This is a genomic window from Paraburkholderia franconis, from assembly GCF_009362735.1.
GTDB lineage: Bacteria > Pseudomonadota > Gammaproteobacteria > Burkholderiales > Burkholderiaceae > Paraburkholderia > Paraburkholderia franconis.
The window spans coordinates 13,462-40,169 of record NZ_WHNP01000015.1; the positions used below are offsets into that span (position 1 = coordinate 13,462).

The window sequence follows — 26,708 nt, forward strand, 5'->3', positions numbered from 1 at the left end:
TGGCTTGACGAAACAAGAGAATGCTTGACTCCGATATGTTGAAGTGCGTGACGATCAGCGGACCGGGGCTGCCGCTCCCAAGGCGGCGTTAGCGATCCTCCTGGCCTGGCGAGTGCGAGCATCAGCGCCTCGCACGGGAGCCGGAGATGAATGCCAGTACGAATCCTGCATGCGAGCGCAAGCCTTCGGGATTAGTGGCGGTCTGGCCGTTCGATTGCGCGTTGGGGATTCGGGGAGGCCGGACGCCCCCTGTGACGCAATCGATGATGTTGTGAAATGCGGGAAACGCGCGGGCTTCGCTGGTTTCAGAGCTATCGGGTAGTGAGCGTGCAAGGATCTTTTTGAAGTCGCGGACCAGGTTGACGTGCTTCAGCCAGTTCGCGTCGACTATTGCACTCGAGGCGGGAAAGACAAGCCGACAGGCAATCGGGCCTTCCCAGGCGCTTTGGAGGAACCAATGTCAACAATTGAATCTTTCTTGCAGGAACGCCGTATATTTCCGGCTGCCACGGAGGTCACATCGCAGGCCAACGTGTCCGGCATGGACGCCTACAAGGCGCTGTGCGCCGAAGCCGAACGCGATTACGAAGGCTTCTGGGCGCGCCTCGCGCGCGAAACCCTGAGCTGGCAAAAGCCCTTCACGAAGGTGCTCGACGAATCGAAGGCGCCGTTCTACACGTGGTTCGAAGAAGGCGAGCTCAATGCCTCGTACAACAGCCTCGACCGCCACGTCGAAGCGGGCAATGGCGAGTGCGTCGCGATCATCTTCGAAGCCGACGACGGCACCGTCACGAACGTCACCTACAAGGATCTGCTCTCGCGCGTGGCGCGCTTCGCCAATGCGCTCACGAAGCGCGGCGTGAAGAAGGGCGATCGCGTGGTCATCTACATGCCGATGTCGGTCGAAGGCGTGGTCGCCATGCAGGCCTGCGCGCGCATTGGCGCGACGCACTCGGTGGTGTTCGGCGGCTTCTCGTCGAAGTCGCTCAACGAGCGCATGGTGGACGTGGGCGCGGTCGCGCTCATCACCGCCGACGAACAGATGCGCGGCGGCAAGGCGCTGCCGCTGAAGAGCATCGCCGACGAAGCGCTCGCCATGGGCGGCTGCGAAGCGGTGCACAGCGTGATCGTCTACCAGCGCACGGGCGGCAAGGTCGCATGGCACGAAGGCCGCGACCAGTGGATGCACGAATTTTCGGCGGCCGAGAGCGATACGTGCGCGCCGGTGCCGGTGGGCGCGGAACACCCGCTCTTCGTCCTGTACACGTCGGGCTCGACGGGCAAGCCGAAGGGCGTGCAGCACAGCACGGGCGGCTACCTCTTGTGGGCCGCGCAAACCATGAAGTGGACCTTCGATCACAAGCCCTCGGACGTGTTCTGGTGCACGGCCGACATCGGCTGGATCACGGGCCACAGCTATATCGCCTATGGCCCGCTCACGATCGGCGCGACCCAGGTCGTGTTCGAAGGCGTGCCCACGTACCCGAACGCCGGCCGCTTCTGGGACATGATCGCCAAACACAAGGTCACGGTGTTCTACACCGCGCCGACGGCGATCCGCTCGCTCATCAAGATGTCCGAAGCCGACGCGAAGGTGCACCCGAAGAGCTATGACCTTTCTTCGCTGCGCATTCTCGGCACGGTCGGCGAGCCGATCAATCCCGAAGCGTGGATGTGGTACTACGAAAACGTGGGCGGCAAGCGCTGCCCGATCGTCGACACCTGGTGGCAGACCGAAACCGGCGGCCACATGATCACGCCGCTGCCGGGCGCGACGCCGCTCGTGCCGGGATCGTGCACGCTGCCGCTGCCGGGCATCATGGCCGCGGTCGTCGACGAAACCGGCCAGGACGTGCCGAACGGGCAGGGCGGCATTCTCGTCGTGAAGCGTCCGTGGCCCGCGATGATCCGCAACGTATGGGGCAACCCGGAGCGCTACAAGTCGGGCTACTTCCCCGAGGAACTGGGCGGCAAGCTGTATCTGGCCGGCGACGGCAGCGTGCGCGATAAGGACACGGGCTACTTCACGATCATGGGCCGGATCGACGACGTGCTGAACGTCTCGGGCCACCGCCTCGGCACGATGGAGATCGAGTCGGCGCTGGTGGCGAACCCGCTCGTGGCCGAAGCCGCCGTGGTGGGCCGCCCCGACGACACCACCGGCGAAGCCGTGGTGGCGTTCGTGGTGCTCAAGGCCACGCGTCCGCAGGGCGACGAGGCCGTGAAGCTCGCCAACGATCTGCGCGCGTGGGTGGGCAAGGAGATCGGGCCGATCGCCAAGCCCAGGGACATCCGCTTCGGCGAGAACCTGCCGAAAACGCGCTCGGGCAAGATCATGCGCCGTCTGCTCCGCTCGCTCGCCAAGGGCGAGGCGATCACGCAGGATGTGTCGACGCTTGAGAACCCCACGATTCTTCATCAGCTTAGCGAGGCGCAATAGCTCAACCTGGATCGCATCCGGAACCTGAATAATGCAAGAAAACTCAGCCCGTCACGGAAACCCGCAATGGCAATTGACGCAATTCTCGCAAATATGGATGACGTCTGGTCGGCAATGGACGATAGCCCGGATACTGAAGCGGGTCGCGAACAGCGCACGGCGCTTAAACAGTTGCTTCAACGCATCAGGGATGACGGATATCCGCTGCTATTGATGAGCAATCTAAGCGCCGAGTATTTAAATAGTGCCATTGGCTCCGCGCTTGGACAGGACGGAGTGACGTACTTTTCCGCGATTCTTTCGTCGCGGGAATTCACTGATCGTTATGCCATTGCGCTGCATACGCTAGAGACTGCTCCCCATCGCGTCATCGCCCTGGGGAGCAGTGGCAAGGAATTGGAGGAAGCGCGGACGTTTGGCATCGCCCGGTGCATTCACCTCGATGACGCACTGAGCCAATTGCCCTTATAGAGGGCTGGCCGAAATTCGCATTAGATGGCACCGGAACCGAGGGGCGCCGCGCAGCGAAAACCAGGCAATTACCAATCGAAGGGTGTTCGGTCCGCGCTGTGATGCGCTTGCACGGAGGGAGTTCAGCGTAGATAGTTTTTCATGAATGTCCACAGTTCCGGGACGTCCGAAGTTGCGGCGTTAAAGCGAAACCACGCTGACGCCGGTTCTCCCGGGCGGAAATACGATCCCGGTGCGAGCCAGATTCCCTTGGCAAGCGCTTCATTCGTCACTGCCATGCTGTCTTCTGGATGAATCGGTAACTTTGCCCATAGGAACAGACCAGCCTTTGGCATGTGGAAAATCTCCAGACCAGAATTGGTCATCGATTCGGCTACGCGCGTGTGAGCATTAAAGAGCCGTTCGCGGATATGCGCGATATGGCGGTCATAATGCCCATCGATCAGCACATTTGCCACCGCGCGTTCTGTGACTTCCGATGAGGTAAGTCCAACTGCCATCTTGGTCAACGCGAATCGTGAAATGAGGTCTCGGCATGCCGCAATATAACCAACGCGCACTGCAGGCGTGATGGTCTTTGAGAAGCCTGAGAGATAGATGACATTCTTCAACCCTTCCATTGCAGCGAGGCACGGCGCTCCTGCAGGTGCCAACTCCCTCGAGATATCATCTTCCACAACCCAAAGCCCTTCTCTATCTGCAATTTGAAGCAGTCGAAATGCAGAAGAAACAGAAAGCGAGGCACCTGACGGGTTCTGTAGCACGGTGTTGATAAACATGCCCTTAGGGCGGTGTTCACGGACGATCTCTTCCAGTTGCGCGATGTCGATGCCATCAGGTGTGCGCGGGACGCTCACGACATTGACGAAGGTTACCTTGAGAATCTGGAGGAGATTGCAGTAGCACGGGTCCTCCACAATCACGGTGTCGCCCGGTTGCAACAGAGTTCGGACGACGAGGTCGAGTGCCTGTGTAACGCCTTGCGTGAGCAGAATGTCCGAGCTGCCAACAGGCAGCGAGTATCGGCGCAAGCCGCTCGCGATGAACTCGCGCAGCGCAGCAAGGCCGTATGGATGACCATACCCCCCGATTCGTGGGCCCGGAACGCGACTCACGACGCGCAATGCGTGCTGAATGCCGCTCTCGTTTACCCAGTCATTCGGAATCCAGCCACACCCCGCCTTGATTGGCACGGAGTGGTCTGCAAAAACATCTGATAGCAGCCATGATGCGTTCAAACTCGGCATACTCCACGCGGACGCATCTGGGGTGTGGGCCTCAGGCGTTGCCACGCGATATCCAGCGCCGGCTCGGGCAACAACCAGGCCAAGCGAAACGAGCCGTTGATACGCTTCCGAAACCGTGTACGTACTAAGGGCATGTGTCTTCGCGAAATTACGTACCGAGGGCAGTTTTGTGCCAGCGGGATAGGTGCCGTGACTTAATTCCTGTTCGATTGACGCGACAATCTGGTCAACCAGAGTGCCTTCGCTTTTTCGCACTCGCGAGAGGTTCAGCTTGAACATTTCAATACAGTCTGAGGGAAAGAATCAACACGGTTTGGTCGTTTGATTTGTGCTGTCCAGTGATTGTATCGCGCGACGTAGGTAGAGTAGGTGCCATCTTCACGGAGACACACATGAGCACTTCTAACATACCTGACCTCTCGAACTTCTGGATGCCGTTCACGGCGAACCGTCAATTCAAGGCGGCGCCGCGTCTTTTCAAGTCGGCCAAGGGCATGTACTACACGACGGTCGATGACCGCCCCGTATTGGATGCAACTGCAGGTCTGTGGTGTGTGAATGCCGGACACGGTCGCTCGGAAATTACGGAGGCGGTCGCCCAGCAACTCGCGACGATGGATTACGCGCCGACGTTCCAGATGGGCCATCCGCTCGCATTCGAGGCAGCGACGAAAGTAGCGGAGTTCATGCCCGCAGGTCTCGACCGCATCTTCTTCACGAATTCAGGTTCGGAATCGGTCGATACGGCCCTGAAGATTGCACTGGCCTATCATCGGGCACGCGGCGAAGGCCAGCGTACGCGTTTCATCGGCCGGGAGCGCGGCTATCACGGTGTAGGCTTTGGTGGCATTTCTGTTGGCGGTATTCTTGCGAACCGGAAGACGTTCTCGGGCAACCTGATGCCGCACGTCGACCATCTGCCGCATACACTGAACATCGCGGAAGCTGCGTTCACGCGCGGCCAGCCAACGTGGGGCGCCCACCTCGCGGACGAACTCGAACGCCTCGTGGCGTTGCACGACGCATCGACCATTGCGGCGGTTATCGTGGAGCCGCTCGCAGGTTCGACGGGCGTGCTTGTGCCACCGAAGGGGTACCTCGAGCGGCTGCGTGAACTGTGCACGAAACACGGCATCCTGCTGATTTTCGACGAGGTCATCACCGGCTTCGGCCGACTCGGCGCGCCGACGGCGAGCGAGTACTTTGGTGTAACGCCGGACATCCTCACGATGGCCAAGGCTATCAACAATGCGGCGGTTCCATTGGGAGCGGTGGCGGCTAGTCGCCTGGTGCACGACGCGGTTGTCAACGCGGGGGCGGAAAACGCCATTGAATTTTTTCACGGCTACACGTATACGGCGCACCCGGCCGCTGTCGCGGCGGCAATTGCTACCTTTGACATATATAAGCGCGACCGCCTCTTCAACCGGGCGCGCGAGCTCTCAGGCGTCTTCGAGGATGCTGCACACGAGCTGCGTGCTTCCCCGCACGTGAAGGACATCCGCAATCTTGGCCTCGTTGCTGGTATTGAACTCGAATCGCGGCCTGGTGCAGTGGGCGCCCGTGCACACGAAGTCTTCCTGAAATGTTTCGAGGCCGGCGTGCTCGTGCGCTACACAGGGGACATCCTTGCATTCTCGCCGCCGCTGACTATCGACGAAGAGAAGATTACCCAGATTTTCTCGACGGTTCGTGACGCCCTGCGCAGCGTGGCCTGAAATCTCACGTCTGGCAGAAATTGGCCAGACAGCCTTGGAGTATGGAAATGAATGTTGTCAACGAGAGGGCAAGACTCGCTTTGAAGCAGGTCAGCCACTTCATCAACGGTCGGATAGTTGAGCCGTCGAGCGGGCAGTTTAAGGACGTGTTCAACCCCGCGACCGGTGAGGTGACCGGTTCAGTCGCGCTTGCTTCGGTAGTGGAAGTTGACCAGGCAGTGCAGGCGGCTAGGGCGGCCTTCCCGGGCTGGAGTGAAACGGCTCCGCTAAAACGCGCACGTGTCCTGTTCAAGTTCAAGGAGTTGCTGGACAAGCACCACAACGAACTCGCGATGCTCATCACGCGCGAACACGGCAAGGTGTTCACTGACGCCCAAGGCGAGGTGGTGCGAGGCATCGAAGTTGTGGAATTTGCCTGCGGTATTCCCAACCTGCTCAAAACCGATTTCACCGACCAGATCGGTACTGGCATCGACAACTGGAACCTGCGCCAGCCATTGGGTGTGGTAGCCGGCATCACGCCGTTCAATTTCCCTGTAATGGTGCCGATGTGGATGTTCCCCGTCGCATTGGCCTGCGGAAACACGTTTGTGCTCAAGCCGTCCGAGCGCGATCCGTCGGCGTCGTTGCGTCTCGCCGAATTGCTGAAGGAAGCTGGTCTGCCCGACGGCGTCTTCAACGTCGTCAACGGAGACAAGGTGGCAGTTGACGCACTCATCGAACATCCCGATGTCGCTGCGCTGTCGTTCGTCGGCTCGACGCCGATTGCGGAATATATCCATACTGAAGCTTCGCGCCGCGGCAAGCGCGTCCAGGCACTCGGCGGTGCCAAGAATCACCTCGTCGTAATGCCCGACGCCGACCTCGACCAAGCCGTGGACGCCCTGATTGGTGCTGCATATGGCTCGGCAGGTGAACGCTGCATGGCCATTTCGATCGCGGTTGCTGTTGGCAGCACCTCTGACGCGCTAATCGAGAAATTGATTCCGCGCGTCAAGTCACTGGTCATCAAAAACGGCGAAAACCTCGATGCGGAAATGGGGCCACTGGTGACTGCCGAGCATAAGGCGAAGGTGGTGGGATACATCGCTTCGGGCGAATTGGAGGGCGCGAAACTCATCGTTGATGGGCGCGACCATCCGGTGTGCTCGGAGCCTGGCTATTTTCTTGGTGGCACGCTGTTCGACGGCGTTCATACGAGCATGAAGATCTACAAGGAGGAGATCTTTGGCCCGGTGCTCGGCGTGATTCGTGTGCCGGACTTCGCTACGGCGGTGAAGCTCATCAATGCACACGAGTTCGCAAACGGTGTCTCGCTGTATACCACGGATGGTGGAGTTGCTCGAGCGTTTGCGCGGCAGATCAAGGTGGGCATGGTCGGGGTGAACGTGCCGATTCCGGTGCCGATGGCATGGCATTCGTTTGGCGGTTGGAAACGCTCGCTGTTCGGCGATCATCATGCGTACGGCGAGGAAGGTGTGCGGTTCTACACGCGTTACAAGAGCGTAATGCAGCGTTGGCCGGACAGCATTGCCAAGGGTGCCGAGTTCACGATGCCTGTCGCTAAGTAATGCTCCAGCCGCAGTGCCGGTTGCCGGGCCGGGGCGACTGGCGGTGGTTATACAGCGGGCAGTCTCCGACCGCGAGAGCGCTTCGCGCCGTTGAACCGAACCTCACGCGTTCTTAAGGTCGTGAAAGTAGGGACGATGGCGCATTTTTTGGACCGGCGGACAGGCTCGATGCAATTACCTAAACCGTAGGACTCCTTCGGTCCGGTTGAGCAGCTATCAAGAAGGCGCGTGACTCAACGGGGGCTCGCCGCTGTGATGGAAAACCGTCCGCGGACGCAAAGAGAATATCCCACCCTGGCGTGCCGAGTGGCGCGACGACAGCCGTCTCGATTTGCGGTCGGTGTGAGCCTTGCCTCGTTCACGACGAGCGTGACGCCCGCACGTGCAAGCACGCCTTCCAGACTCATCGGCTACCTCAGCAGCAGCGAAAGCGAGGTGACGCCACAACTGGGTCACCGAGCCGCTGGTCAATACGACCGACCCGTTAGACCATTCGACGGTTCCTTCGTCAGATTGCCGTTGACCACATGTCGGACCACCTTCCCGTGAGCGTGAAGGGCCGGCGCCACCATTCCAAATTTTAATTTTGACAAAATAGGTAAATCATTATAATGATTGTCGGTCGATGACGTTGTGGTCGGATGGGCGCAACGCCCGAAAGTCCGAGGCTACAGCGCCTTCGATCCACAGGATCATCCTGGGTGCCAGATTTCTCGGTGATGCTGCTGATGTTTTACAGGATTCCCTGGCGGGTGCCAGTGGGTGATGACGTACGCTCTCTGAGCGTTCCAAGTATTGATTGCATAGGGCGATAGATCGATTACAAAACAGGAGACGCTCGAAAGATATGTTTAGGTATACGTAATATTCGATGAAAGAATAGTAAATTCGAAAAATATCGTTACCAATTGGTAACCAGGTTCGGAGAATACGATGAAAGCACGCAACGTACTCGCAGCATCCGTCTTGTCGGCATGTGTCGTTCCCGCAATGGCACAAAGCTCGGTAACGCTCTACGGCGTGATCGACGAAGGCTTCGACTTCACCAACAACGTGGGTGGGAGCAAGGTCTACGAGCTCCAGAGCGGCTATGTTCAAGGTAGCCGGTGGGGCCTGAAGGGCACAGAGGATCTAGGCGGCGGTCTGAAGGCCGTGTTCCGGCTCGAAAGCGGCTACGACGTCAACAACGGAAAACTCGCGCAGGGGGGCTTGATGTTCGGGCGGCAGGCCTACGTTGGCGTCGCCAGTGATACATATGGCTCGGTCACACTTGGTCGTCAGTACGACTCGCTGGTCGATTTTCTGGCGCAAACCACCGCGAACGGCAACTGGGCGGGCTACCTCTTTTCCCACCCGTATGACAACGACAACACGGATAACACGTTTCGCGTAAACAACACCGTAAAGTACACCAGTCCGTCGCTCGCCGGCTTCCAGTTCGGGGGTACTTACAGCTTCAGCAACGACACAAATTTTGCCAATAATCGCCAGTACAGCTTTGGCGCGCAGTACACGAATGGCGATCTTTTGATCGCTGCGTCGTATCTGCAGGCCAACAACCCATCTTCAACCGCTACTGGCGCGATCAACAACGGCGGCGACGAAAACTTCCTGGGCGAGCGCCTGCGCATCTTCGGTGCAGGAATAAATTATACGATCGGGTCGGCGACATTGGGCTTCGCATATACGAACACCGACGTCGCGCAACCGCTCAGCACCAGCTATGTGGGCGCGATCACGCCGCCTGCTGGCTCGACGCTGTCGTCGCTGCGCTTCCAGAACTTCGAACTGAACGGGAAATATCAGTTCACCCCGTCATTCTTTGTCGGCGCGATGTACACCTACACGCGGGCCGATTTCAATGCGACCACCGGAAAACTGCATCCCAACTACCAATCGATCGGGTTGATGGCTGACTACAACCTGTCGAAGCGTACGGATCTGTACCTGCAGGGTGCATACCAACACGCTGGAGGTGACAAGACTCAAACGGTGCTCGACGTCGCGTATGTGCCAGGTGCGGCAGGCGTTTCCTCGAACTCGAATCAGTTCGTGATCCGGGCGGCAATGCGGCACAAGTTCTGAGTGCGTCGGGAGACCGGCAAGAAGTAGGTGGTGCAAGTCCACTGCGATGAAGGAATAGCGATCCTCGCACGATTTTGACGCAGTTCTGTGGATGATCGTCAACGACGAGCGATGCCATCGACTGCCGCCAAGCTTTGGGCCGCCGCAGACGGCATATCTGAAGTGGTTGCAGTGGAGGCGTAGCGAATGATGGACACAATCCTTGCAATTCTCTCCGCGGAGGGGGATGGCTTGGGCTGCGTGGGCATGCGCGAAAGCGCATCGAACAACGGTAATTGTTGACTGTAATTCCGAGACTCACGTCTTTCATGCCAGCGTGCCTTCGCGGCGGTTTGTGACAGATCTCCGCCGCGAGGCTGCACCGAAAGACACGCGCGTCGGCTGCTGTTGCGCTGGCGGGAGACGATCGTGCGAGCCACGCGTCGCCGCCGGCCCACAAGTACGGCGTGGATGTCGCAGAAGGGTAGGGTTCTGGTCCGAAAGGCGCATCACGAAGGGACGCGACATCTCGGCTTCGTGAAAGGCGTGATGACAAGCCAGCGCGGTCCCGGGAAGCGGCGGCCCCGTCGGCGAGCTGCGCACTCGATCTGTTGCCGTGGCCGATGGTCGATTCGAAGTTCGGCCCCGTCGAGCCGAAGCCGCTGTCACGCATCGAGACGATCTCGGGCGCGAACCTTAACAAAGGAGGGGGACGTTTATGGCGATTGTGGGAATGTCGTTGAGACGTATGGTGGAGGATTGGTTGGCGCCCGACCCGAAGAGAGGATTTCGAGTTAGCCATTACGGACGATCAAGTGCGGGACGTTACGTTTGCGTTGTTGCAGACAACGGAGGCGGGCCAAAGGCGATGTTCTTTTTTCGACACCGAAGCGGAAAATGGTGCATTTTCCCACCCGATGCGGAGCGGCCTGCGATGCGCATCGCCGAGATTTCGTATACGAGAGACCGAGGATGAGGCCAAGCGCCAGGCTGAGCATTCGGAGCGCAGTCGTCAACACCTGTATGCGTGTTCTGCGCGGGGCGTTTTTACGCGGCGTGCAGTGAAAAGTGGGCGTGGGTGTTTAGCATACCGGGGTAATTATGGACGTATCAAAAATCCTGTTCACGAACTGTTTGGATCCGCGCCGACTCGGCTTTCTGGCGGGAGACCAATGATAGTAAGTGCGAAACGTTGAGCACGAATTTCGACGTGCCGGCGGAGGCTGCCAAATGGGTCTGAGAGATCTGCGTCGTCGCAACGAGCTCAAATCTGCACGAGATTGAGCAGATGTATGGCGAGTCACCCGTACTGTCCGTGCGACATGTCATACACGAGCGGGCCCGGAAGTTCTCGCGATCAAGGAGCGCCAACGTCGCAACAACCGGTGCGTATACCGGCCGAAGTGCTGCTTGAAGAGCGGCCGCATTTTCTGCCGCTGCCGGCGCCGTATGTGGGACGATCAATCCGAACGGGAGCGACGCCGCATCAGCAACCGAAACGAGCGTCACGCTACTCGATACCGCACACGCATGTGCGACGCGCGCTCACGGTTCGTGCGGACCAGCATCAGGTACGCATCCTCGATGGCGCCGATGTCGTTGCCGAGCATGCTCGCAGTTACGACCGCGGCGCGCAGATCGAGATCGCAACGCACATCGATGCGCTGGTGGAGTACAAACGTGAGGCCGGCCACCACCGCGGCCTGGACCATCTCGCGCACGTCGCGCCGGCTGTCCGGACACTGATGCTGCACGCGGCCGAACGCGGCAGCAATCCGGGCAACATTACCGCGCAGGTGCTACGTCAGGTCGAGCGGTATGGGCGCCGCCCAACTGCAGGCCGCGATCGAGGAAACCCTCGCGAGCGGCGCCGCGGCGCACCAGAACCCGGTGCGCCTAGCACTGGAGCGCCGGCGGACTGCCCGTGGAGCCCCTCCGCCCATCGCCATCAAGTTGCCGAAACACGTGTGCAACAAGGACAAGCGCGGGACGCCGCGCCGGCTCGACATCTACGACCAGCTCACAGCGGAGGCCGACGATGACAAACAGGACTGAGCAGTTGCACGAGCGCGCCCATGCCCTGCGGATGTACGGGTTGCTCGCGCACTGGAGCGAGATCGCCGACGCGTCATGGGTCGAGCGGTTGCTGCAGTGGGAAGAACAGGAACGCGCGCGCCGTTCACTGGAGCGGCGTATCCGCGACGCCCGCCTGGGCAACTTCAAGCCGCTGGCAGACTGCGACTGGGCATGGCCCAAACGTATTGACCGCGGAGCGCTCGAGGAACTGATGGCGCTCGAGTTCGTCAGGGAGAAGTCCAACGTCGTGCTGATCGGGTTGAACGGCGTCGATAAATCGACACTCGCACTACCTCGCGTACCAGTCGCTCATCCACGGCTACACGGCGCCCTGTACCACGGCTGGCCAGATGCTCGGCGAGCAGGCCGCGCTCGGCAGTTACTCGGCGCTGCGCCGGCGCCTGCATCGCTACGCTTCGCCCGAAGTGCTCCTGATTGACGAAGTTGGCTAGCTCTCGTACTCGAACCGTCATGCCCACCTGCTGTTCGAACTGGTGAGCCGCAGGTACGGCGCCGCGAGCACGGTGGTTACGAACAAACCGTTTGCAGCATGGTCGGAGGTGCGGCCTGCGTCGTGTCCTTGGTCGATCGCCTCGTGCATCGCGCCGAGGTCATCGCCATCGAGGGTGAGTCGTATCGCGTCAAGGAAGCGCGCGAGCGGGCCGAGCAGCGCGCCCGGAGAAGAAGCCGTGAGCCGCCGCACCCACCCGCCTTCGGGCCTGTCTCGCGGGCTGCACTTCGTGATCGACGCCGACTGGTCGCCCCAGCAGGCGTTCGCCGCCCACCAATACCGATATCGACGACATCGAGGGCGGGTTCTGATCCTGCTTTACTCGCCCTGCGGGCGGCAATGCCTGCGGCGCATGGTCGAGTGTTTAACTCAACCTTGCGCCGCCGTCTGGTGTCGGATTTACGCCGCCGCCAACACCAGACCTTCGCCGACGACGCAACGCTCACGGCCGTACTTCTTGATCGGGTACTTCACACGCACACGTCGTACCGATCTCCGGCGACTCGTATAGGCTGAAAGAAAAACGTCAGGCCGGCATGATCAACCGCATTCCGCCACCGCACATCAACGACGTGGCCGACATCAAACGCAAACGCAACTCGAACGAGGAAACACCCAGCTAATAACCGCAGGAGCAGGTGTACCAAACTACGATTCCGTCTGCGTCTGAAGCTGTATCAACTTGAGATCGCGTTCGACAGAGTCGATAAGGACGGCACTACACAAACGTGAGGTTCCCTCTGTTTTTCGCCTTCCAGAGGCCCCGATTTATGCAGCCGAGTCCTTCGTCCGCTGGGCCGCGAGCCAGTCTTGCATAAACCGGATTGGCGAGACAAAGCTGAGCGAAGAATGACGACGATTGCGGTTATACAAGCCGCAAACACAACACCCACATTACCGAGTCACGAGAAGTTCTCTATCGGTGGCACCCGTGGTTCGGTCGAATGGCCTGGATTTTTAACGTCATCGAGAAGAATGGCGAGATCATTCTGCGATGTGCACTCGACCCTCTCGAGGCAACAGCACGCGTATCGGAGATGCCGCAATGGATGTTTGATCCCATCGCCTGCGGTCGCATCACATATTCAGTATTACCGATCGTCGACTGCGAGGCGCTGCGCGAATTTCAGCGTCTGTTGACCGATCGAACTCTCGCCTCACAGTCAAATGTGGTAGAAGCCGAGCACCGTCCTTTGTCCTGTACAGGAGGAGCCGATGCGACGCGTTCCGAACCCCCATCCGGGCGATCAACCCGATCTGTTTCAGCCTTGTCCAGAGACGCCCGAGTGGGCGCATCTGCCGGTGGAAGTGCGGCAGCAGATAGTGCGCCTGCTGGTGCAGCTACTGCGGCAACACCGACGCGAATTGCACGTCGTGGCACACGAACAGGAGGTGTGCGATGAGTGACAAGATTCGAGTTCAACATCTCGCTCGCAAGGCCGCGCTGTACGTTCGCCAGTCGTCCGCGTACCAGGTCAGCCACAATCTGGAGAGCCAGAAACTGCAGTACGCGATGCAGGATCGTCTGCGCCAGTTGGGCTGGAAGGAAATCGAAGTGATCGATGAAGACCTGGGCTGCTCTGCGGCCGGCTCGCAGACTCGCACAGGTTTCGAACGCATGGTGGCTGAAGTCTGTCTTGGGCGTGTTGGTGCAGTGGCTGCCCGCGAGGTATCGAGGTTTGCACGCAACAGTCGCGAGTGGCAGCAACTGGTTGAGGTGTGCCGCGTTGTCGATACCGTGCTGATAGATCAGGAGACCGTATATGCCCCGCGGTTAGGCAATGACCGCCTGCTGCTTGGACTGAAGGGCAGCCTCAACGAATACGAACTGGATCTGCTGCGTCAGCGCTCGCTGGAAGCACGGCGAGAGAAGGCCCGACGGGGCGAGCTTGTCATCATCGCGCCGGTTGGCTATCGCAAGACCGAGGATCAGCGCCTGGAGAAGGTTCCGGATCTGCGCGTGCAGGAAGCCATCGGGTCGGTATTCCGTCAGTTCCTCGCAATTGGCTCGGTAAGGCAGACCTTGCTCTGGTTTTTGGAACATGATCTGCTGTTGCCTGCATGCACACCGCGTGGTGAGATCCACTGGAAGCGACCGTCTTATGGGACCATACACCAGATCCTGACCAATCCGGTGTATGGCGGCGCCTATGCGTATGGGAAGACCGAATGTACCGTCCACTATGAGACGGGAGAGCCGCGCAAACGCGATCGGCGCAAGCCGCGAGACCAGTGGCTTTCGCTCATCCCCAATGCCCACGACGGGTACGTTGACTGGGACGAGTTCGAACGGATCCAGCGCGCCATTCGCATCAACGCGCGTATGGGCGCACACGCCGGCGCTCCGAAGAACGGCGAGGCACTTGCCACGGGTCTGTTGAGGTGCCGGCGTTGCACGAGCAAGCTCACGGTACACTACACAGGTAGCCGGCATGACGCCCTGCGCTACAGCTGTCATCGTGCGTGGCTGGACAAGGGACTGCCCCGTTGCATCGCATTTGGTGGCGCGCGCGTGGATGCGGCAATCGCCCAGGCCGTCCTGCGGGTAGTCCAACCTGCAGCAATTGAGGCAGCTATCGTGGCTCGTGAAGAATAAACCCATAAGCATGACGAAGCACTGACCGCATTACAGCGCGACCTGCAGGCAGCCCGTTACGCCGCAAACCGTGCGCAGAAGCAGTATGACACTGCGGATCCGGAGAACCGGCTCGTCGCCGACGAGCTGGAACGCCGATGGAATGATGCACTGCTGCGTGTGGAAGAACTGGAGTCGCGTATTGAGCAGCGCTCGCAAGTATCTGGCCAGATTCCGCCGGTTCAACCCGACGAATTCAACGACCTTGCCGCAGCGCTCGAGTTGATATGGCCGCAGGCTGACGCCCGCCTGAAGAAGCGCATCGTGCGCACCTTGATCCATGAGGTTGTCGTTGATCTCGACGACGCAACCAGCGAGATCGTGCTCGTCATCCACTGGAAGGGTGGCGTCCATACCGAGATCCGCGTACCGCGCCGACGTCGGGGCCAATGCGCCACCCAGACATCCCCTGAAGCGATCGATGCAGTTCGACTGCTGGCTCGCATCTGCCCGGATCTGGTGATTGCCAGCATGCTCAATCGGAATGGACTGCGAACTGGACGAGGTAACTTCTGGACGCAGGAGCGCGTCACTGCGCTGCGCAGTCACCATCGAATTCCCGTCTATTCGAGCGAGCGGCGTTCAGCCGAAGGATGGATGAACCTTACCGAGGCATCAGCGCTTATCGGCGTGAGTCCCAAAACCCTCAGGCTCGCAGTCGAGCACGGCGAGATCGCGGCGGAGCATCCGCTATCGCTTGGGCCATGGATCTTTAATCGCGATTCGCTGAACACCAGCGCGGTCGTCGAGTTCGTCGCGCGTACCCGCGCCCGGCGCGCATACCCCACAATACCAACGACAGGACAGGGCTCTCTCGATTTATCAAGCACATAGCGAGGTGGGGCACTATGAATCACACTTGTAGAACACTTCGATGTATTCGAACAGGTCTGCAATGGCTTCGCGATGCGTGCGATACCTCGCACCGTGTACGCGCTCGTTCTTCAGGCTGTTGAAGAAGCTTTCCGTGGGCGCGTTATCCCAGCAACTGCCCTTGCGACTCATCGAACAGCGCATGCTGTAAGAGCCCAGCTTGCGCTGGAATTCATGGCTGGCGTACTGGCTGCCACTGTCCGAGTGGTGCAGCGCGCCGGGCGCGGGCCGGCGACGGAACCATGCCATAGTCAGCGCGTCGCTCACCAGGTCCGCCGTCATGCGCGGCTTGACAGACCAGCCCACCACTTCCCGATTGAACAGGTCCAGCGTGACGGCCAGATACAGCCAGCCTTCGTCGGTCCAGATGTACGTGATATCCGAACTGAATACCTGATTGGGCCCGGCTGGCGTGAAGTTGCGGTTCAACACGTTTGGCGCCACCGGCAGCTTGTGCCGGGAATCGGTTGTCACGCGATAACGACGCTTGTGGCGGGCCCGGATACCGTTGGCGCTCATCAGCCGCTCTACCCGTGCCTTGCTGGCTGGGAAGCCGCGAGAGCGAACCTCTTCGGTCATGCGAGGCGAGCCATAGGCGCCTTTGACCTCGGCATGAATCGTCCGGAGCAGCGTGAGCAACTGCGCATCGGTCAGCCGCTGACGCCCGGGCGTGCCGCCGCGCTTCCAGGCGCGATAGCCGTTCACGCTGACACCAAGGACCTCGCACAGCGCCGACAGCGGATAGTGCCGGTACTGCGTGTCAATCCAGGCGTACTTCACAGGAGGTCCTTCGCGAAGAGTCGAGTAGCCCGGCGGAACTTCCCCGCCAGGCCCTCACAGATCCGTACGTGAACCTCTCGGTTCATACGGCTCTTGTCATCCAGCCGACGGCAACACTCCCAGCGTCCAGTGATACAGCATCTCCGGCGCACGCTCGGCCATCCGCCTGAGCCAGTCCCTAGCCTTGGCACGACGCCGTTTAAACCGGCGGTATTTACGGGCCGCCCATTTCTCCAGAATGTCGTTGAGGTGGGCGATCACGCGCTTGCACTCGCTCATGTAGAACGCTGCGTAATAGTTCCACCAACCTCTCAAGGCCGGATTGACTCGCTCGGCAATGTCTTCGATCCCAGCATCCGTCCAACGACCGATCTTCCACTCCCGCATTTTGTCGCGGATGCGTTTCGCGGCCTTGCCGCTGAGGGCAGGACTGAAGCTGTTGAAGTATATGCCGCGCTTGCTTTTGGCCAGCCGACCACGGAAGGTGTATCCGAGAAAGTCGAAGCTCGTGTTGGGATAGTCGTTCTTGCGATTCCCATCCCGGCAGTACACGATCCTCGTCTTCTCAGGATGCAATTCCAGGCCAAGGCCTTCAGACGCGCACCGATTGCCTCCTGCAACCGTCTGGCTTCGGCTTCGCTTTTACAATGGACCAATCCATCGTCCGCATACCTCACGAACAACGTGCCCGGAAAGTGCCTCGCCATCCAGGTATCAAAGGCATAATGCATATAGAGATTAAAGAGTACCGGGCTGAGAACGCCGCCAACAACAGAGCAAACTGCCGCATAAAATGGAGCCTGCGCATTTCGAGGGAGTGCCTAGCGCCCTGGTCCAGAAGCTGTTCCAAGATTGACGTGGACCTCGTCCTTGAGACGGTCGCTCCCGCTAACAGGAAGGTGCGGTGATGACCCGAGGACGTAAAAAATGGCATGTACGTCTGGCCTTCGAGCCGAACCGCTATGCCCAGGAGCAGCTGCAAAAGGCGTACGAGCAGATCAGTCCGATCAAAGCACGCTCCACGGCGCAGCCGTCCGCGACGCGGCCTGCCGCGGCCAAGCAAGTGACCATCAAGCGAGGTAGACGATGAACAAAGCTGCGATGGTTGCGCTCTATGCGCGGGTATCCTCCGAACAGCAGAACAAACGCGGCACCATCGACAGCCAGATTGCCGCCCTGAAGGAGCGTCTTTCAGCGGACGGCGTGCAGATCGTCGAGGACATGTGTTTCGTTGACGCAGGCGTGAGCGGCGCGACGCTGATCAGGCCACAGCTGGAGCGACTGAGGGACTGTGCCGCGCTCGGTGCTATCGATCGTCTACATCCTGTCACCGGACCGCCTGGCGCGCAAATATGCGCACCAGGCGCTGCTGATGGAAGAGTTCACGGCCTGCGGCGTGCAGGTCGTATTCCTCAATCACGCAATCGGTACGACGCCGGAAGAGTCGCTGCTGTTGCAGATGCAGGGCATGATCGCGGAGTACGAGCGGGCGAAGATCGCCGAGCGTCACCGTCGTGGCAAGCTTCACGGCGCAAAACGCGGCAGCGTCAATGTACTGTCCGGGGCGCCCTATGGCTACCGCTACATCCGCCGGCAGCTGGACGGAACGCCGGCCCGCTACGTTATCGAACTGCCCCAGGCAGCAACAGTCCGGTCGATCTTCCAGTGGGTGGGGATGGACCGCTTGAGCATAGGCGAAGTGGTGCGCCGGCTTACGGAGGCGGGTACCGTGACGGCATCGGGCAAGCCGTTCTGGGACCGCAGTGTGGTATGGGGCATATTGCGCAATCCGGCGTACATGGGGCGGGCTGCGTTCGGCAAAACGCAGGTGCGTGATCACCTGGTACGCGTACGTGCCCAGCGCCATAGCGCCGATGTGCCCAGGAAACCCTATTCGACGGTGCGTGCGGACCGGCAGCAATGGATCGAAATTCCGGTGCCGGCCATCGTGAGTGAAGCGCTGTTCCATGCTGTTCAGGAGCAGCTTGCCGAGAACCGCAAGCTGGCACGTCAGCGTCGGGATAATGTGCCGCAACGCCTGCTGCAAGGGTTGACGGTTTGCGGCCAGTGCCGTTACGCCTACTACGCGAAGAAGGTGAGCAAAGCGGCGGCCAAGGGGCATCAGCGGGACTACGCTTATTACCGCTGCGTCGGAACCGACGCGTATCGTTTCGGCGGCAATCGCATCTGTGACAATCCGCAAGTGCGAACGGACAAGCTCGATGATCTGGTGTGGCAGCAGATCGTCGAATTACTAAGGCATCCAGAGCGACTGAAGAACGAATACGAGCGTCGGCTTGATATGATCGAGCGCGACGAGAAGAGTAGCTTCGACACGAGCAGCCTTGAAAAGCAGCGGACTCAGCTGGAAAAAGGCAAGTCGAGGTTGATCGACAGCTATGCCGACGGCATCATCGATAAGACCGACTTCGAGCCGAAGATGCAGCAACTGAAGAATCGGCTTGAGCAGATTGATCAGCAGATTCTGGAGTCGAGGCAACAAGGGGCCGTACAAAGCGAGCTGTTCCTGGTCATCAATCGGGTCGAGGAATTCGCGGGCGCCGTCACCGAAAAACTGGACACGATTGATCTTGAAACGAAGCGCAGGATCGTGTTGGGTTTGGTCAAACGCGTCGAAATCCACAAGGAGGAAATCGTGGTGGTGTTCAGGGTCGATCCGCAGCCGGGAGCATTCGCCAGCGAAAATTCGGATGATTCAGACGACGGAGCGAAAAGTATGCAACATTGTATGAGGCGTACTGACACCACCCTGCGGCGTGCCCTGCGTCCGCGATACCAATTCCTGCCCCCTCATCATGGGCGCCTTCAACCAGCGTTCCACGTACAGCTCCACCCATGTGCAACGGGCATGCTGCCGCACCGCTTTCAGCATGAGTTCGTGATCAACATGGTCGAACGCGCCTTTGATGTCGAATTCCAGCACCCAATCGTATTTCCAGCACCGCCCCCGGACAGCAGAAACTGCGTCCAGCGCCGACCTGGAAGGACGGTAAGCATAGGAATCCGGATGGAAGCAGGGCTCTACCTGCGCTTCAAGATAGTTGCGCACAACTACCTGGGCAACGCGGTCCGCCACGGTGGGGATCCCCAGTAACCGCTTGCGGTTCCTGTCATTGCCCTTCGGAATTTCCACGCCACGCACGGGCGGTGGGAAGTAGCTCCCTGAAGACATCCGGTTCCACAGCTTGTACAGATTGCGTCCAAGCCGCTCTTCAAATGCCTCGACGGTTTGCCCGTCCACACCATGCGCACCATGGTTCGCTTTCACCTGAAGCCATGCTGCCCACACAGACTGCTTCGATATTGCAAACGGTCTGGCTCGACTCATCGGCTCATCCCATTGTCTGGTTGGCCCACCAGTCTTGCCGGATGACGCATTCCCTTCGCTCCGCCCCCATTACGAGGTTTCACCGCTACTACGAAATGCTCCGTCCCTGTACCCCGCATCGGTACTCTCGCTTTCTTCGAGTCCTTCAAATCAAGCTTCTCCCTTCGCATCGAGATGACAGGTTCCTATGTTCCGTTCAATCGCCTGGAGTAACGTCACGCCGCCTTTATGCCGGTCGCCACCAAGCCAGTCATCAGGCTCCCGCTTGGTTTGTCCCAAGGTGCAGCGTGAACCTTGGTTTTGGCGACGAGTGGAAAAGCTAAACGACACCTCATCGACGGTTCGCTTGCGCTCGTCTCGTTATTCCATACCTGACGCATTCACTGCGCCTTTTGCTTCAACGCTCACCACCACGTCTCTTAAACGCAGCAGCTTGAAGTGGTTTGATGCCTTCTCCTGAAAGACGACATCGAGGGGCCTACCCTCATCGATCGAACAGCTTTCATAGCACACACGCCGCCGCTTTTTCTGCGATTTCCAGCTCCATCTGCAGGCGCTTGTTCTCCGCGCGCAGGCGCGACAGCTCCATCTGCTCCGGCGTGACGACCTTCGCCCCCGGGCCATTGAGCTTGCCGGCCTCGCAAGCCTTCAGCCAGTTGCGCACCGTCTGCGTCGACACGCCCAGTTCCCGGGCCACGGCGCTCACGCCTTGCCCGTCCTTAACTCGTTGCACGGCTGCTTCCTTGAACTCTGCCGTGTACACCTGGTTTGGGACCTTGAACATTTCTTCTTTCCTTCCTTTGGGTCGAGTTTATATGCGACCTGCTGGAAGGCGAAATTTCAGGGGAAGCTCAAACGTCACAAACCCGACTACTGAGCAGGATGTTGGCTTTGTAGTGTTCGTGACAAAAATAATAGCCACTGAATTGCCATCGCGCTTCATCAAACTCTGTCGCGCGCGCGTGAAAACCTGCATCTTTATGTTGGCACGATCGTTGCAAACCTTTGCCGCTGTAATGTCGGAGCTACCTCTTCCTAATCTGCCGAGAGATCCTCGATCGGTCTGCTTTTCAAAGCACTAGCACGCTTGTGTGATGCGATATCGAGCTGCCAAACATCCGGGGACGGGGGAAGTCTTTCAGTTTAGCTGCGGCGGGTGGGATTGGAATGATCACCTAATACGGTGGGTGCTCGTGAAAATCTTTTGAATATTTGCTTTATAAGTGAAACATCGCGCGCGCTGAGCGCGCTGAATTCAGCGCGTCCGGACGGTGGTTTGCGATTCATGGTGGCATCCAAAATGACTGAGTGGCTACGAGGCGGTCTTTAACGAAAGGTGGCTCGCAGCATTTTCGGGCCGCTCGGAGAGGGCACGGCGGTGCTTGCCAGAAAGAATTATTCACTCGGAGGCACGGTGGTTGAGAAACGCGAAGTTGCTGCAGCAACAAGATTTGGAAGCGATCACCCACAAGATCAGCAAGGATCAGTGCGTAGCTGTCGACGCCTTGTTGTTCTTTGAGAGCATACCGATTTTGGTTGGGTGCGCGACTGCGTAATTGCTCGGTCCGTTCGACTACCAAGACGGTATGGCAAAGCACAGCGTTCAGGGAGGCGGAAATTTGACAAGGTGGCCAACAGAAAGAGATGGTGGCTCCGAGTCGGTGAGTAGATATTTTTTCAAGTCAACAAGGAGCCGATATGAAACTATTCTACAAGGTAGTGGACGTCTTCACCTTCCGACGTTTTTTTGGCAACCCAGTTGCCGTCTTGCTAAATGCCGAGGGGCTGGCAGCCGACGAAATGCAACGCATCGCGAACTGGACCAATCTTTCCGAAACCACATTCGTACTTCCCCCCGAGACGGCCGAGGCGGACTACACCTTGCGTATATTTTCGCCGCGTAGTGAGCTTGCGTTTGCTGGACATCCGACGCTAGGTAGTGCCCACGCTATCCTGGAAGCTGGGCTTGCCACGTCGCGTCCAGGCGGTCGGTTGATTCAGCAATGCGATGCCGGCCTCATCCAATTGTCCGTCGGAAAGCGAGAAGCAGTGCCTGAGTTGTATTTCAGCCTTCCCCCAGCGCAGTTTCAACCGCTGGGCGAAGCAGATCTGACAGAGCTTGCACTGATTCTTGGCCGCAAAGTAGAGATTGAGTCCGCGCCTGCAATCGTTAATGTTGGCTTGAATTGGATTGTCGCACAGTTGAACGACGCGACTTCCGTCATCGACCTGCGGCCGGATTTCGCGAGGCTTGCGGCACTGGAGCGCCGTCTCGGCGTGGCGGGGTTGACTGTATTCGGAACCCACAAGCATGGAGAGGCCGCAATCGAAGTGCGCGCATTCGCGCCGTCCTCTGGTGTACTGGAGGATCCGGTGTGCGGAAGCGGCAACGGCAGTGTGGCAGCATTCCAGTGGGAACGCGGTTTGTTACCCTCGGAAGGCGTAGACTATGTTGCCGCGCAGGGGCGATGCGTCGGTCGAGACGGACGTGTCAGGGTGAGCGTGGATGTGAGGGGGAATATACGCGTTGGCGGCGCGTGCGTTACTTGTCTAGATGGCTGGCTGATGCGCTAGTAGCGCGGATTCGGAATTGGGTGAGTTTATAACCGATATGGCATACGTCTAAACGGATGTCTGCCAATCGAGCAATTTCAAGCGGTATGTCGGATGATGGGGTGCACGGGTTACCGCTCCACGATATAGGGGGGACGATGGCACGATATCATGCTGGCTGCGGTAGAGAGGTAAGCGATGCATGACGGTCGTCCATGAATAGGATGACCAGCCCAGCTATTCGACGCCGATCAAATCAAACTTTGGGCACCCAACTAGGCGACGTATTGAGCGGGTGTGGGAATAGCGGGCCGTCCAAGCGGCCGAACTTCCGATGGAGTTCAAGTGACAGTTTGCGAAGCAAACCTCCGGCGCCTCGATCGCCCCGCAGATCGACATCAACGCCAATCATGGGTCAAGTGGTGTCGTCGATATTTCCACAATGCTTGCGGTTTTGAGGTTTTCGATGATATCGCGAAACCCCCGCCTTCTGACGCGCCGGAATGGGCTCCGTCGATTGACGGCGGAATCTGTGAGGTCGATTTTGACCGCGTGTGTCCGTGCATCAGTGATGAGGGATCGCCGTCGATATTGCGCTTACTGATACGTGAGGTTTCGGGTACGCCGGGGTGACGATTGATCATCGATCCTCTGCCGAAACCGCGCCTTCCGGATCGGGGCGATCGTGACTGAATTGGGCGGCGGATTTCAGGGCGCTGACAGCGACGTCAAAGCGGTTCGCCACGATAGTTTGTGCTGCGGAAACATCTTTGTCATTCGCGGAAAAATGACAAAGTAGCGTCGATCATTCAAAGACGGAGAGATTGGGTAGCATTGGACAAAATAGTAGAGCCTCGCGCGATAGGGGTGCGCGAGCGGAATAAAGTCAACACTCAGGCTAACATCTTGGACGCCGCGCGAATTCTCTTCGCGGAAAACGGCTATTCTGCGACTTCCATCGAAACGATCGCCTCTTCGGCGGGTCTGTCGGCTACTACCCTTTACAACCATTTTGATATGAAAGCGCAGATCCTCTTGGCAATAATCGCTCAATCGGATGCAGAAATGATGCAGTCGGAGCAACCAACTCGGCGGGCAAGAGATAATAAGGCTGATTATATCGCGGGTTTTCTGAGTCGGCTTACGCAGCATTCGCTGAAACGTATCGATCGTAGAACGTGACGATATGCGATCGCGTATTCCTTGATCAGTGGGAAGAACGAAGACATCAATGATCAATATCGCCAGATCAATGAGAATCTGCTGGCCTATCTGGTACCGATGCTCAAGGTACTAATCACGCGTGGGAAGCTTCCGCCCGTCAGTGAAACCCATGCATTGGGGCAGATAATATTCGACATGTGCCAATGCTGTTCATTTGTCTGATCTCGAGTGACAAGTTATCTGAACAGGATCATCAACAAGCGCTCCGTCGTTATGTTTCATATGCTATCGGTGCCGAAGTTGAGACCGAAAAATCTGCAGCGAAGCAGTTTTAATCGACTCTCCAAGGCTAACTATGTCGATTCCGTATCCTCAAACACGCCCGTCCTGGGCAGTGCAAAGCGTTGTCGCCCTCGCATACGCAGGACTCGGCTCCTTGCTGACCACGCCAGATGAACCTAAGCCTGGTTGTTTTGCATTTTTTGGTGTTCCGTTTGTAGGAATACGAATCAACGAAGTCGGTTGGCGTGGGCGGTCCAGACGGTTTGCGTCAGGGCTCTTTCGCGGTTGCGCCCTTATAGCGTGGACCTATGTCAATTCCGTCGAGACCAACGGGGTCTCCGATTCCGGCGATGTAGAGGTCAACCCGATGAGCTATGACATCGGCCTGTCCAACACCGAATCGGTGAATCGGTCATCAAGGCAGTCCTTAAGTGCGGTCACACGCCGGTGGTAGCTGGCGAGATTCACACCATCTCTGAAGCCACGATCCGTGCTTTCTCAGAGCATCACGACAAGAACATTGACGTCGTTAGGTTCGACGGCCACCCCGATCTGATGGATAACTACAAGGGGGATCGCCATTACTGCGGGTGTCCAATGCGCCCCTTGATCGAGAGTGGTCATATCGATCCGAAGAAGGTCGCATTCCTGGGGCTGCGCGGCTTCGCGAACGCAGCCGGCGGAATCAAGTACAGGCCGGGATCTGGGCGTGCGTTTTTATACAATGGAGGAGTTCTGTGAGCGCGGTCTCAAACCTGTCATGCAGGAAGCGATCGAGCGTGTGACCGACGGTACGGACCGCGTCTGCTGTACTTTCGACACGGATGTGCTCGACCATGCTGCCGCACTTGCAACGCAGTTTCCGGGGCCGCTAGGATTACCTGCGTACGACGCGATGAGGCTCGTGCAAGGCTTCGCGCAAGCCGGCGCTGGTGCGTTTATGGCGCGACGATCTGGATGAGAGGTTCTCATCTTGATTGCTGCGCGGTATGCGTTCGACATCACGGAATACGCACCTCTGATCGACGCGAATCGCAGTACCGGGAGCCTGCTTCCAACCCCGATGCATCGTCGTCGGTGCGAGTTGAGACACTCCCATGATGTTCGGGGTTTTTGCTGACCTGCAACGCGCCCCTCGGATGGATTTTGGGTGGGAGCGCAATCGAGTACCTTTTCAATAACGGAAGCCGAGGGTTTTCTCAAGGTGAAATTGGTTTGCCCTCGATCAAGCTCTACCACGGCATTCTATCCTATCCTGTGCTTGGCGGTAGTGGGTTCATCCGCTCATATTTTCTTCTGCAAGACTCCGACGTGTATCGAAAGAAGCCAAGTATCGTGTGTTGATACAGGCGATCGCGTGAGGAATTTTATACGATAAAGCAGATCGTAGAGTTTTTTCATAGTCAATCATGGTCTGGTGTCGATTATCAACTGATTTTCTTCGAACGAATGAGGTCGGTTCGATAATGCATGGCATGTCTTGTGTTGGTGGTGTTCGAAATGAGAGCGTCGGTGACTGGAGATGAGATCTAGGACTTTAAATGGCTGACGAACTCGCGTCGACTCGTTCATGCTCGATTCTGCGAATCTATGGGGGAGTTCACGGAGTAGGATCAAGCGCTTGTCGCATATGTCTGGAGAAGGTACGGTTGCCCGGTGACGTGTTGAGTTGCGTAGCCATGTCGGGATCGTGCCTATGCCTTATCGGACGACGGAATTGAGCAGTCTAGCAAGCTCTTCCGGGCACCGGCTTTGCCGGCGGTCGTGGCTTACAGCTTGGCGCCAACAAGCGCTCGCGCGAGCCGAAAGGGGAGTTTTCACTGGGTATTGAGTGGTAGTGCAAATTTAGTGGGGGGTGTATGGAAGCGTCAACAAATGAATTGCCGGGCAACGCTGGGCAGGCAAACTGGTCGAATTGGCACTGGCAGATGAAGAATTCGGTGACCACGCTGGAACAGCTCGCGAGGTGGATTCACGTCACGCATGCTGAACGCGATGCGATCGAATCCGTTAGAGGCAAGTATCTTTGGCGTATCACGCCATACTATGCCTCTCTCATGGATCCAGAGGATGCGGACTGTCCTGTGCGTCTTCAATCGGTCCCGTCCGCCGCGGAAATGCTGATATATCCGGGTGCCGGAATCGATCCGGTCTCCGATGCATCGTATCGCAAGACGAATCGAGTGATCCACAAGTATCCCGATCGCGTCGTGTTCCTCGTCACGTCGATGTGCCCCGTGTATTGTCGGCACTGCACGCGAAAATACCATACAACGGACGTTGCGGGCACCTACTTCGGGGAGAGTGAAGGCGTATCGATGGAGCCTGACTTTGACTATCTTGCTTCGCATGCGGAAATTCGCGACGTGCTATTGACGGGGGGTGATCCTCTCTCGTATAACGATCGGAAGCTAGAAGAGATCGTCTCGCGGCTTAGGATGATCCCTCACATTGAGATAATTCGTATTGGAAGCCGGTGTCCCGTTGTTTTACCGATGCGAATTACAGAGGAGTTGTGCCGGATGCTGGATAAGTATCAGCCAATCTGGTTTCAGACGCACTTCAATCATCCAAAGGAGATTACCAAAGAGGCTTCTGCTGCATGTGATCGACTGTTGCGGCACGGAATTCCGGTCCAAAATCAATCAGTCTTACTAAAGGGTGTGAACGATAGCGTCGAAATCATGCGGGCGCTCGTTACCGGACTTCTGCGCATCCGCGTCAGACCATACTACCTTTACCACTGCGACAATGTTACGGGTGTGTCGCACTTCATGACCACTCTCGAAAAAGGTCTCGAAGTAATTGACGGTCTGTTCGGACACACGACCGGCTTCGCGGTACCTGACTACATCATTACTACCGATCTTGGAAAAATCCCCGCCGGCCGCAGCTACGTCAGGCGATTGGACGACGGCTGCGAAATCCGAAATTACCTCGGGCAGACAGAGATCATCCAAAACCTTTAACTGGT

The 26,708-nt window shown here is 58.3% G+C and carries 16 protein-coding genes and 7 pseudogenes; 17 read left to right on the forward strand and 6 right to left on the reverse strand.

Translation table 11 applies throughout. The annotated features are described in order from the left end of the window. The first annotated feature begins 457 nt into the window (after positions 1–457). Complete coding sequence (acs, locus tag GCT13_RS17720) at positions 458–2,440, forward strand: acetate--CoA ligase (RefSeq protein ID WP_087740324.1); 1,983 nt, start codon at positions 458–460, stop codon at positions 2,438–2,440. A 66-nt stretch (positions 2,441–2,506) separates the two neighbouring features. Next, the gene (locus GCT13_RS17725; RefSeq protein ID WP_087740323.1) at positions 2,507–2,911 is read left to right on the forward strand and encodes an HAD family hydrolase; all 405 of its coding nucleotides are present in this window, start codon (positions 2,507–2,509) and stop codon (positions 2,909–2,911) included. 122 nt (positions 2,912–3,033) lie between these two features. On the opposite strand, the gene GCT13_RS17730 is transcribed toward GCT13_RS17725, so the two are convergent. Continuing rightward, positions 3,034–4,437, reverse strand: coding sequence for an aminotransferase-like domain-containing protein (locus GCT13_RS17730; protein WP_087740322.1), 1,404 nt, complete (start codon positions 4,435–4,437; stop codon positions 3,034–3,036). A 113-nt stretch (positions 4,438–4,550) separates the two neighbouring features. On the opposite strand from GCT13_RS17730, the gene GCT13_RS17735 reads away from it, so the two are divergent. From GCT13_RS17735 to GCT13_RS49295, 9 genes and pseudogenes are all read left to right on the forward strand, one after another. Then, positions 4,551–5,876, forward strand: a complete 1,326-nt coding sequence (locus tag GCT13_RS17735) for an aspartate aminotransferase family protein (protein WP_152760283.1) — start codon at positions 4,551–4,553, stop codon at positions 5,874–5,876. Positions 5,877–5,923: 47 nt separating this feature from the next. Then, a complete protein-coding gene (locus GCT13_RS17740; RefSeq protein WP_087737960.1) occupies positions 5,924–7,447 on the forward strand; it encodes a CoA-acylating methylmalonate-semialdehyde dehydrogenase in 1,524 nt (507 codons plus the stop codon). A gap of 933 nt (positions 7,448–8,380) precedes the next feature. Continuing rightward, positions 8,381–9,532 carry a porin gene (locus GCT13_RS17745; protein WP_152760285.1) on the forward strand — a complete coding sequence of 384 codons (1,152 nt, stop codon included), beginning with the start codon at positions 8,381–8,383 and terminating at the stop codon, positions 9,530–9,532. A gap of 1,367 nt (positions 9,533–10,899) precedes the next feature. Then, a pseudogene (locus tag GCT13_RS51200) lies at positions 10,900–11,566 on the forward strand (Mu transposase domain-containing protein); the annotation flags it as partial. After that, positions 11,550–12,275 (forward strand): annotated as a pseudogene (locus GCT13_RS17760) (ATP-binding protein); the annotation flags it as partial. The pseudogenes GCT13_RS51200 and GCT13_RS17760, both read left to right, overlap by 17 nt. 243 nt (positions 12,276–12,518) lie before the next feature. Continuing rightward, positions 12,519–12,721 (forward strand): annotated as a pseudogene (locus GCT13_RS49285) (ATP-binding protein); the annotation flags it as partial. Between the two features lie 592 nt (positions 12,722–13,313). Beyond that, positions 13,314–13,505, forward strand: coding sequence for a hypothetical protein (locus GCT13_RS17770; protein WP_087737944.1), 192 nt, complete (start codon positions 13,314–13,316; stop codon positions 13,503–13,505). Then, complete coding sequence (locus GCT13_RS49290) at positions 13,498–14,694, forward strand: recombinase family protein (protein WP_218274557.1); 1,197 nt, start codon at positions 13,498–13,500, stop codon at positions 14,692–14,694. The genes GCT13_RS17770 and GCT13_RS49290 overlap by 8 nt, the downstream gene beginning before the upstream one ends. A gap of 159 nt (positions 14,695–14,853) precedes the next feature. Next, entirely contained in the window at positions 14,854–15,567 is a 714-nt protein-coding gene (locus tag GCT13_RS49295) for a MerR family transcriptional regulator (RefSeq protein ID WP_218274556.1), read from the forward strand. A gap of 27 nt (positions 15,568–15,594) precedes the next feature. On the opposite strand, the pseudogene GCT13_RS17780 reads toward GCT13_RS49295, so the two are convergent. The 3 genes and pseudogenes from GCT13_RS17780 to GCT13_RS51205 form a co-directional block, all read right to left on the reverse strand. After that, positions 15,595–16,404 (reverse strand): annotated as a pseudogene (locus GCT13_RS17780) (IS3 family transposase); the annotation flags it as partial. Between the two features lie 78 nt (positions 16,405–16,482). Then, positions 16,483–16,938, reverse strand: coding sequence for a group II intron maturase-specific domain-containing protein (locus tag GCT13_RS50580; protein WP_143811084.1), 456 nt, complete (start codon positions 16,936–16,938; stop codon positions 16,483–16,485). 47 nt (positions 16,939–16,985) lie between these two features. Then, positions 16,986–17,174, reverse strand: a pseudogene (locus GCT13_RS51205) (reverse transcriptase domain-containing protein); the annotation flags it as partial. A gap of 313 nt (positions 17,175–17,487) precedes the next feature. Between GCT13_RS51205 and GCT13_RS49305 the strand changes: the two are divergent. Next, positions 17,488–18,571: pseudogene (locus GCT13_RS49305) on the forward strand (recombinase family protein); the annotation flags it as partial. 531 nt (positions 18,572–19,102) lie between these two features. Here GCT13_RS49305 and GCT13_RS17800 read toward each other — a convergent pair. Both GCT13_RS17800 and GCT13_RS17805 read right to left on the reverse strand, forming a co-directional pair. After that, positions 19,103–19,735 (reverse strand): reverse transcriptase domain-containing protein, encoded by a 633-nt coding sequence (locus GCT13_RS17800; RefSeq protein ID WP_087737959.1) that lies wholly within the window; start codon positions 19,733–19,735, stop codon positions 19,103–19,105. 520 nt (positions 19,736–20,255) lie between these two features. Beyond that, positions 20,256–20,519: pseudogene (locus GCT13_RS17805) on the reverse strand (transposase); the annotation flags it as partial. Between the two features lie 914 nt (positions 20,520–21,433). On the opposite strand from GCT13_RS17805, the gene GCT13_RS17810 reads away from it, so the two are divergent. The 5 genes from GCT13_RS17810 to blsG all read left to right on the forward strand — a co-directional run bounded on the left by GCT13_RS17810 (position 21,434) and on the right by blsG (position 26,703). Then, complete coding sequence (locus GCT13_RS17810) at positions 21,434–22,309, forward strand: PhzF family phenazine biosynthesis protein (RefSeq protein ID WP_087737939.1); 876 nt, start codon at positions 21,434–21,436, stop codon at positions 22,307–22,309. Positions 22,310–23,122: 813 nt separating this feature from the next. After that, positions 23,123–23,470 (forward strand): helix-turn-helix domain-containing protein, encoded by a 348-nt coding sequence (locus GCT13_RS17815; RefSeq protein ID WP_160111789.1) that lies wholly within the window; start codon positions 23,123–23,125, stop codon positions 23,468–23,470. 678 nt (positions 23,471–24,148) lie between these two features. Continuing rightward, positions 24,149–24,475, forward strand: a complete 327-nt coding sequence (locus GCT13_RS51210; protein WP_407670813.1) for an arginase family protein — start codon at positions 24,149–24,151, stop codon at positions 24,473–24,475. Next, positions 24,363–24,695, forward strand: coding sequence for an arginase family protein (locus tag GCT13_RS51215; protein ID WP_407670814.1), 333 nt, complete (start codon positions 24,363–24,365; stop codon positions 24,693–24,695). The genes GCT13_RS51210 and GCT13_RS51215 overlap by 113 nt, the downstream gene beginning before the upstream one ends. Before the next feature lie 898 nt (positions 24,696–25,593). After that, positions 25,594–26,703: an arginine 2,3-aminomutase gene (gene blsG / locus GCT13_RS17830; RefSeq protein WP_087737934.1), complete on the forward strand. Its 1,110-nt coding sequence runs from the start codon at positions 25,594–25,596 to the stop codon at positions 26,701–26,703. Positions 26,704–26,708: the final 5 nt, after the last annotated feature.

Excerpts from the sequence above, each read along its gene's own strand:
- GCT13_RS49290 (WP_218274557.1), top strand. The coding sequence starts at position 13,498 with ATGAGTGACAAGATTCGAGTTCAACATCTCGCTCGCAAGGCCGCGCTG.
- GCT13_RS17770 (WP_087737944.1), top strand. The coding sequence starts at position 13,314 with ATGCGACGCGTTCCGAACCCCCATCCGGGCGATCAACCCGATCTGTTT.
- GCT13_RS17800 (WP_087737959.1), bottom strand. The coding sequence starts at position 19,735 with ATGAGTCGAGCCAGACCGTTTGCAATATCGAAGCAGTCTGTGTGGGCA.
- GCT13_RS17735 (WP_152760283.1), top strand. The coding sequence starts at position 4,551 with ATGAGCACTTCTAACATACCTGACCTCTCGAACTTCTGGATGCCGTTC.
- GCT13_RS17725 (WP_087740323.1), top strand. The coding sequence starts at position 2,507 with ATGGCAATTGACGCAATTCTCGCAAATATGGATGACGTCTGGTCGGCA.
- GCT13_RS17810 (WP_087737939.1), top strand. The coding sequence starts at position 21,434 with ATGAAACTATTCTACAAGGTAGTGGACGTCTTCACCTTCCGACGTTTT.
- GCT13_RS17740 (WP_087737960.1), top strand. The coding sequence starts at position 5,924 with ATGAATGTTGTCAACGAGAGGGCAAGACTCGCTTTGAAGCAGGTCAGC.
- acs (WP_087740324.1), top strand. The coding sequence starts at position 458 with ATGTCAACAATTGAATCTTTCTTGCAGGAACGCCGTATATTTCCGGCT.
- blsG (WP_087737934.1), top strand. The coding sequence starts at position 25,594 with ATGGAAGCGTCAACAAATGAATTGCCGGGCAACGCTGGGCAGGCAAAC.
- GCT13_RS17745 (WP_152760285.1), top strand. The coding sequence starts at position 8,381 with ATGAAAGCACGCAACGTACTCGCAGCATCCGTCTTGTCGGCATGTGTC.
- GCT13_RS17730 (WP_087740322.1), bottom strand. The coding sequence starts at position 4,437 with ATGTTCAAGCTGAACCTCTCGCGAGTGCGAAAAAGCGAAGGCACTCTG.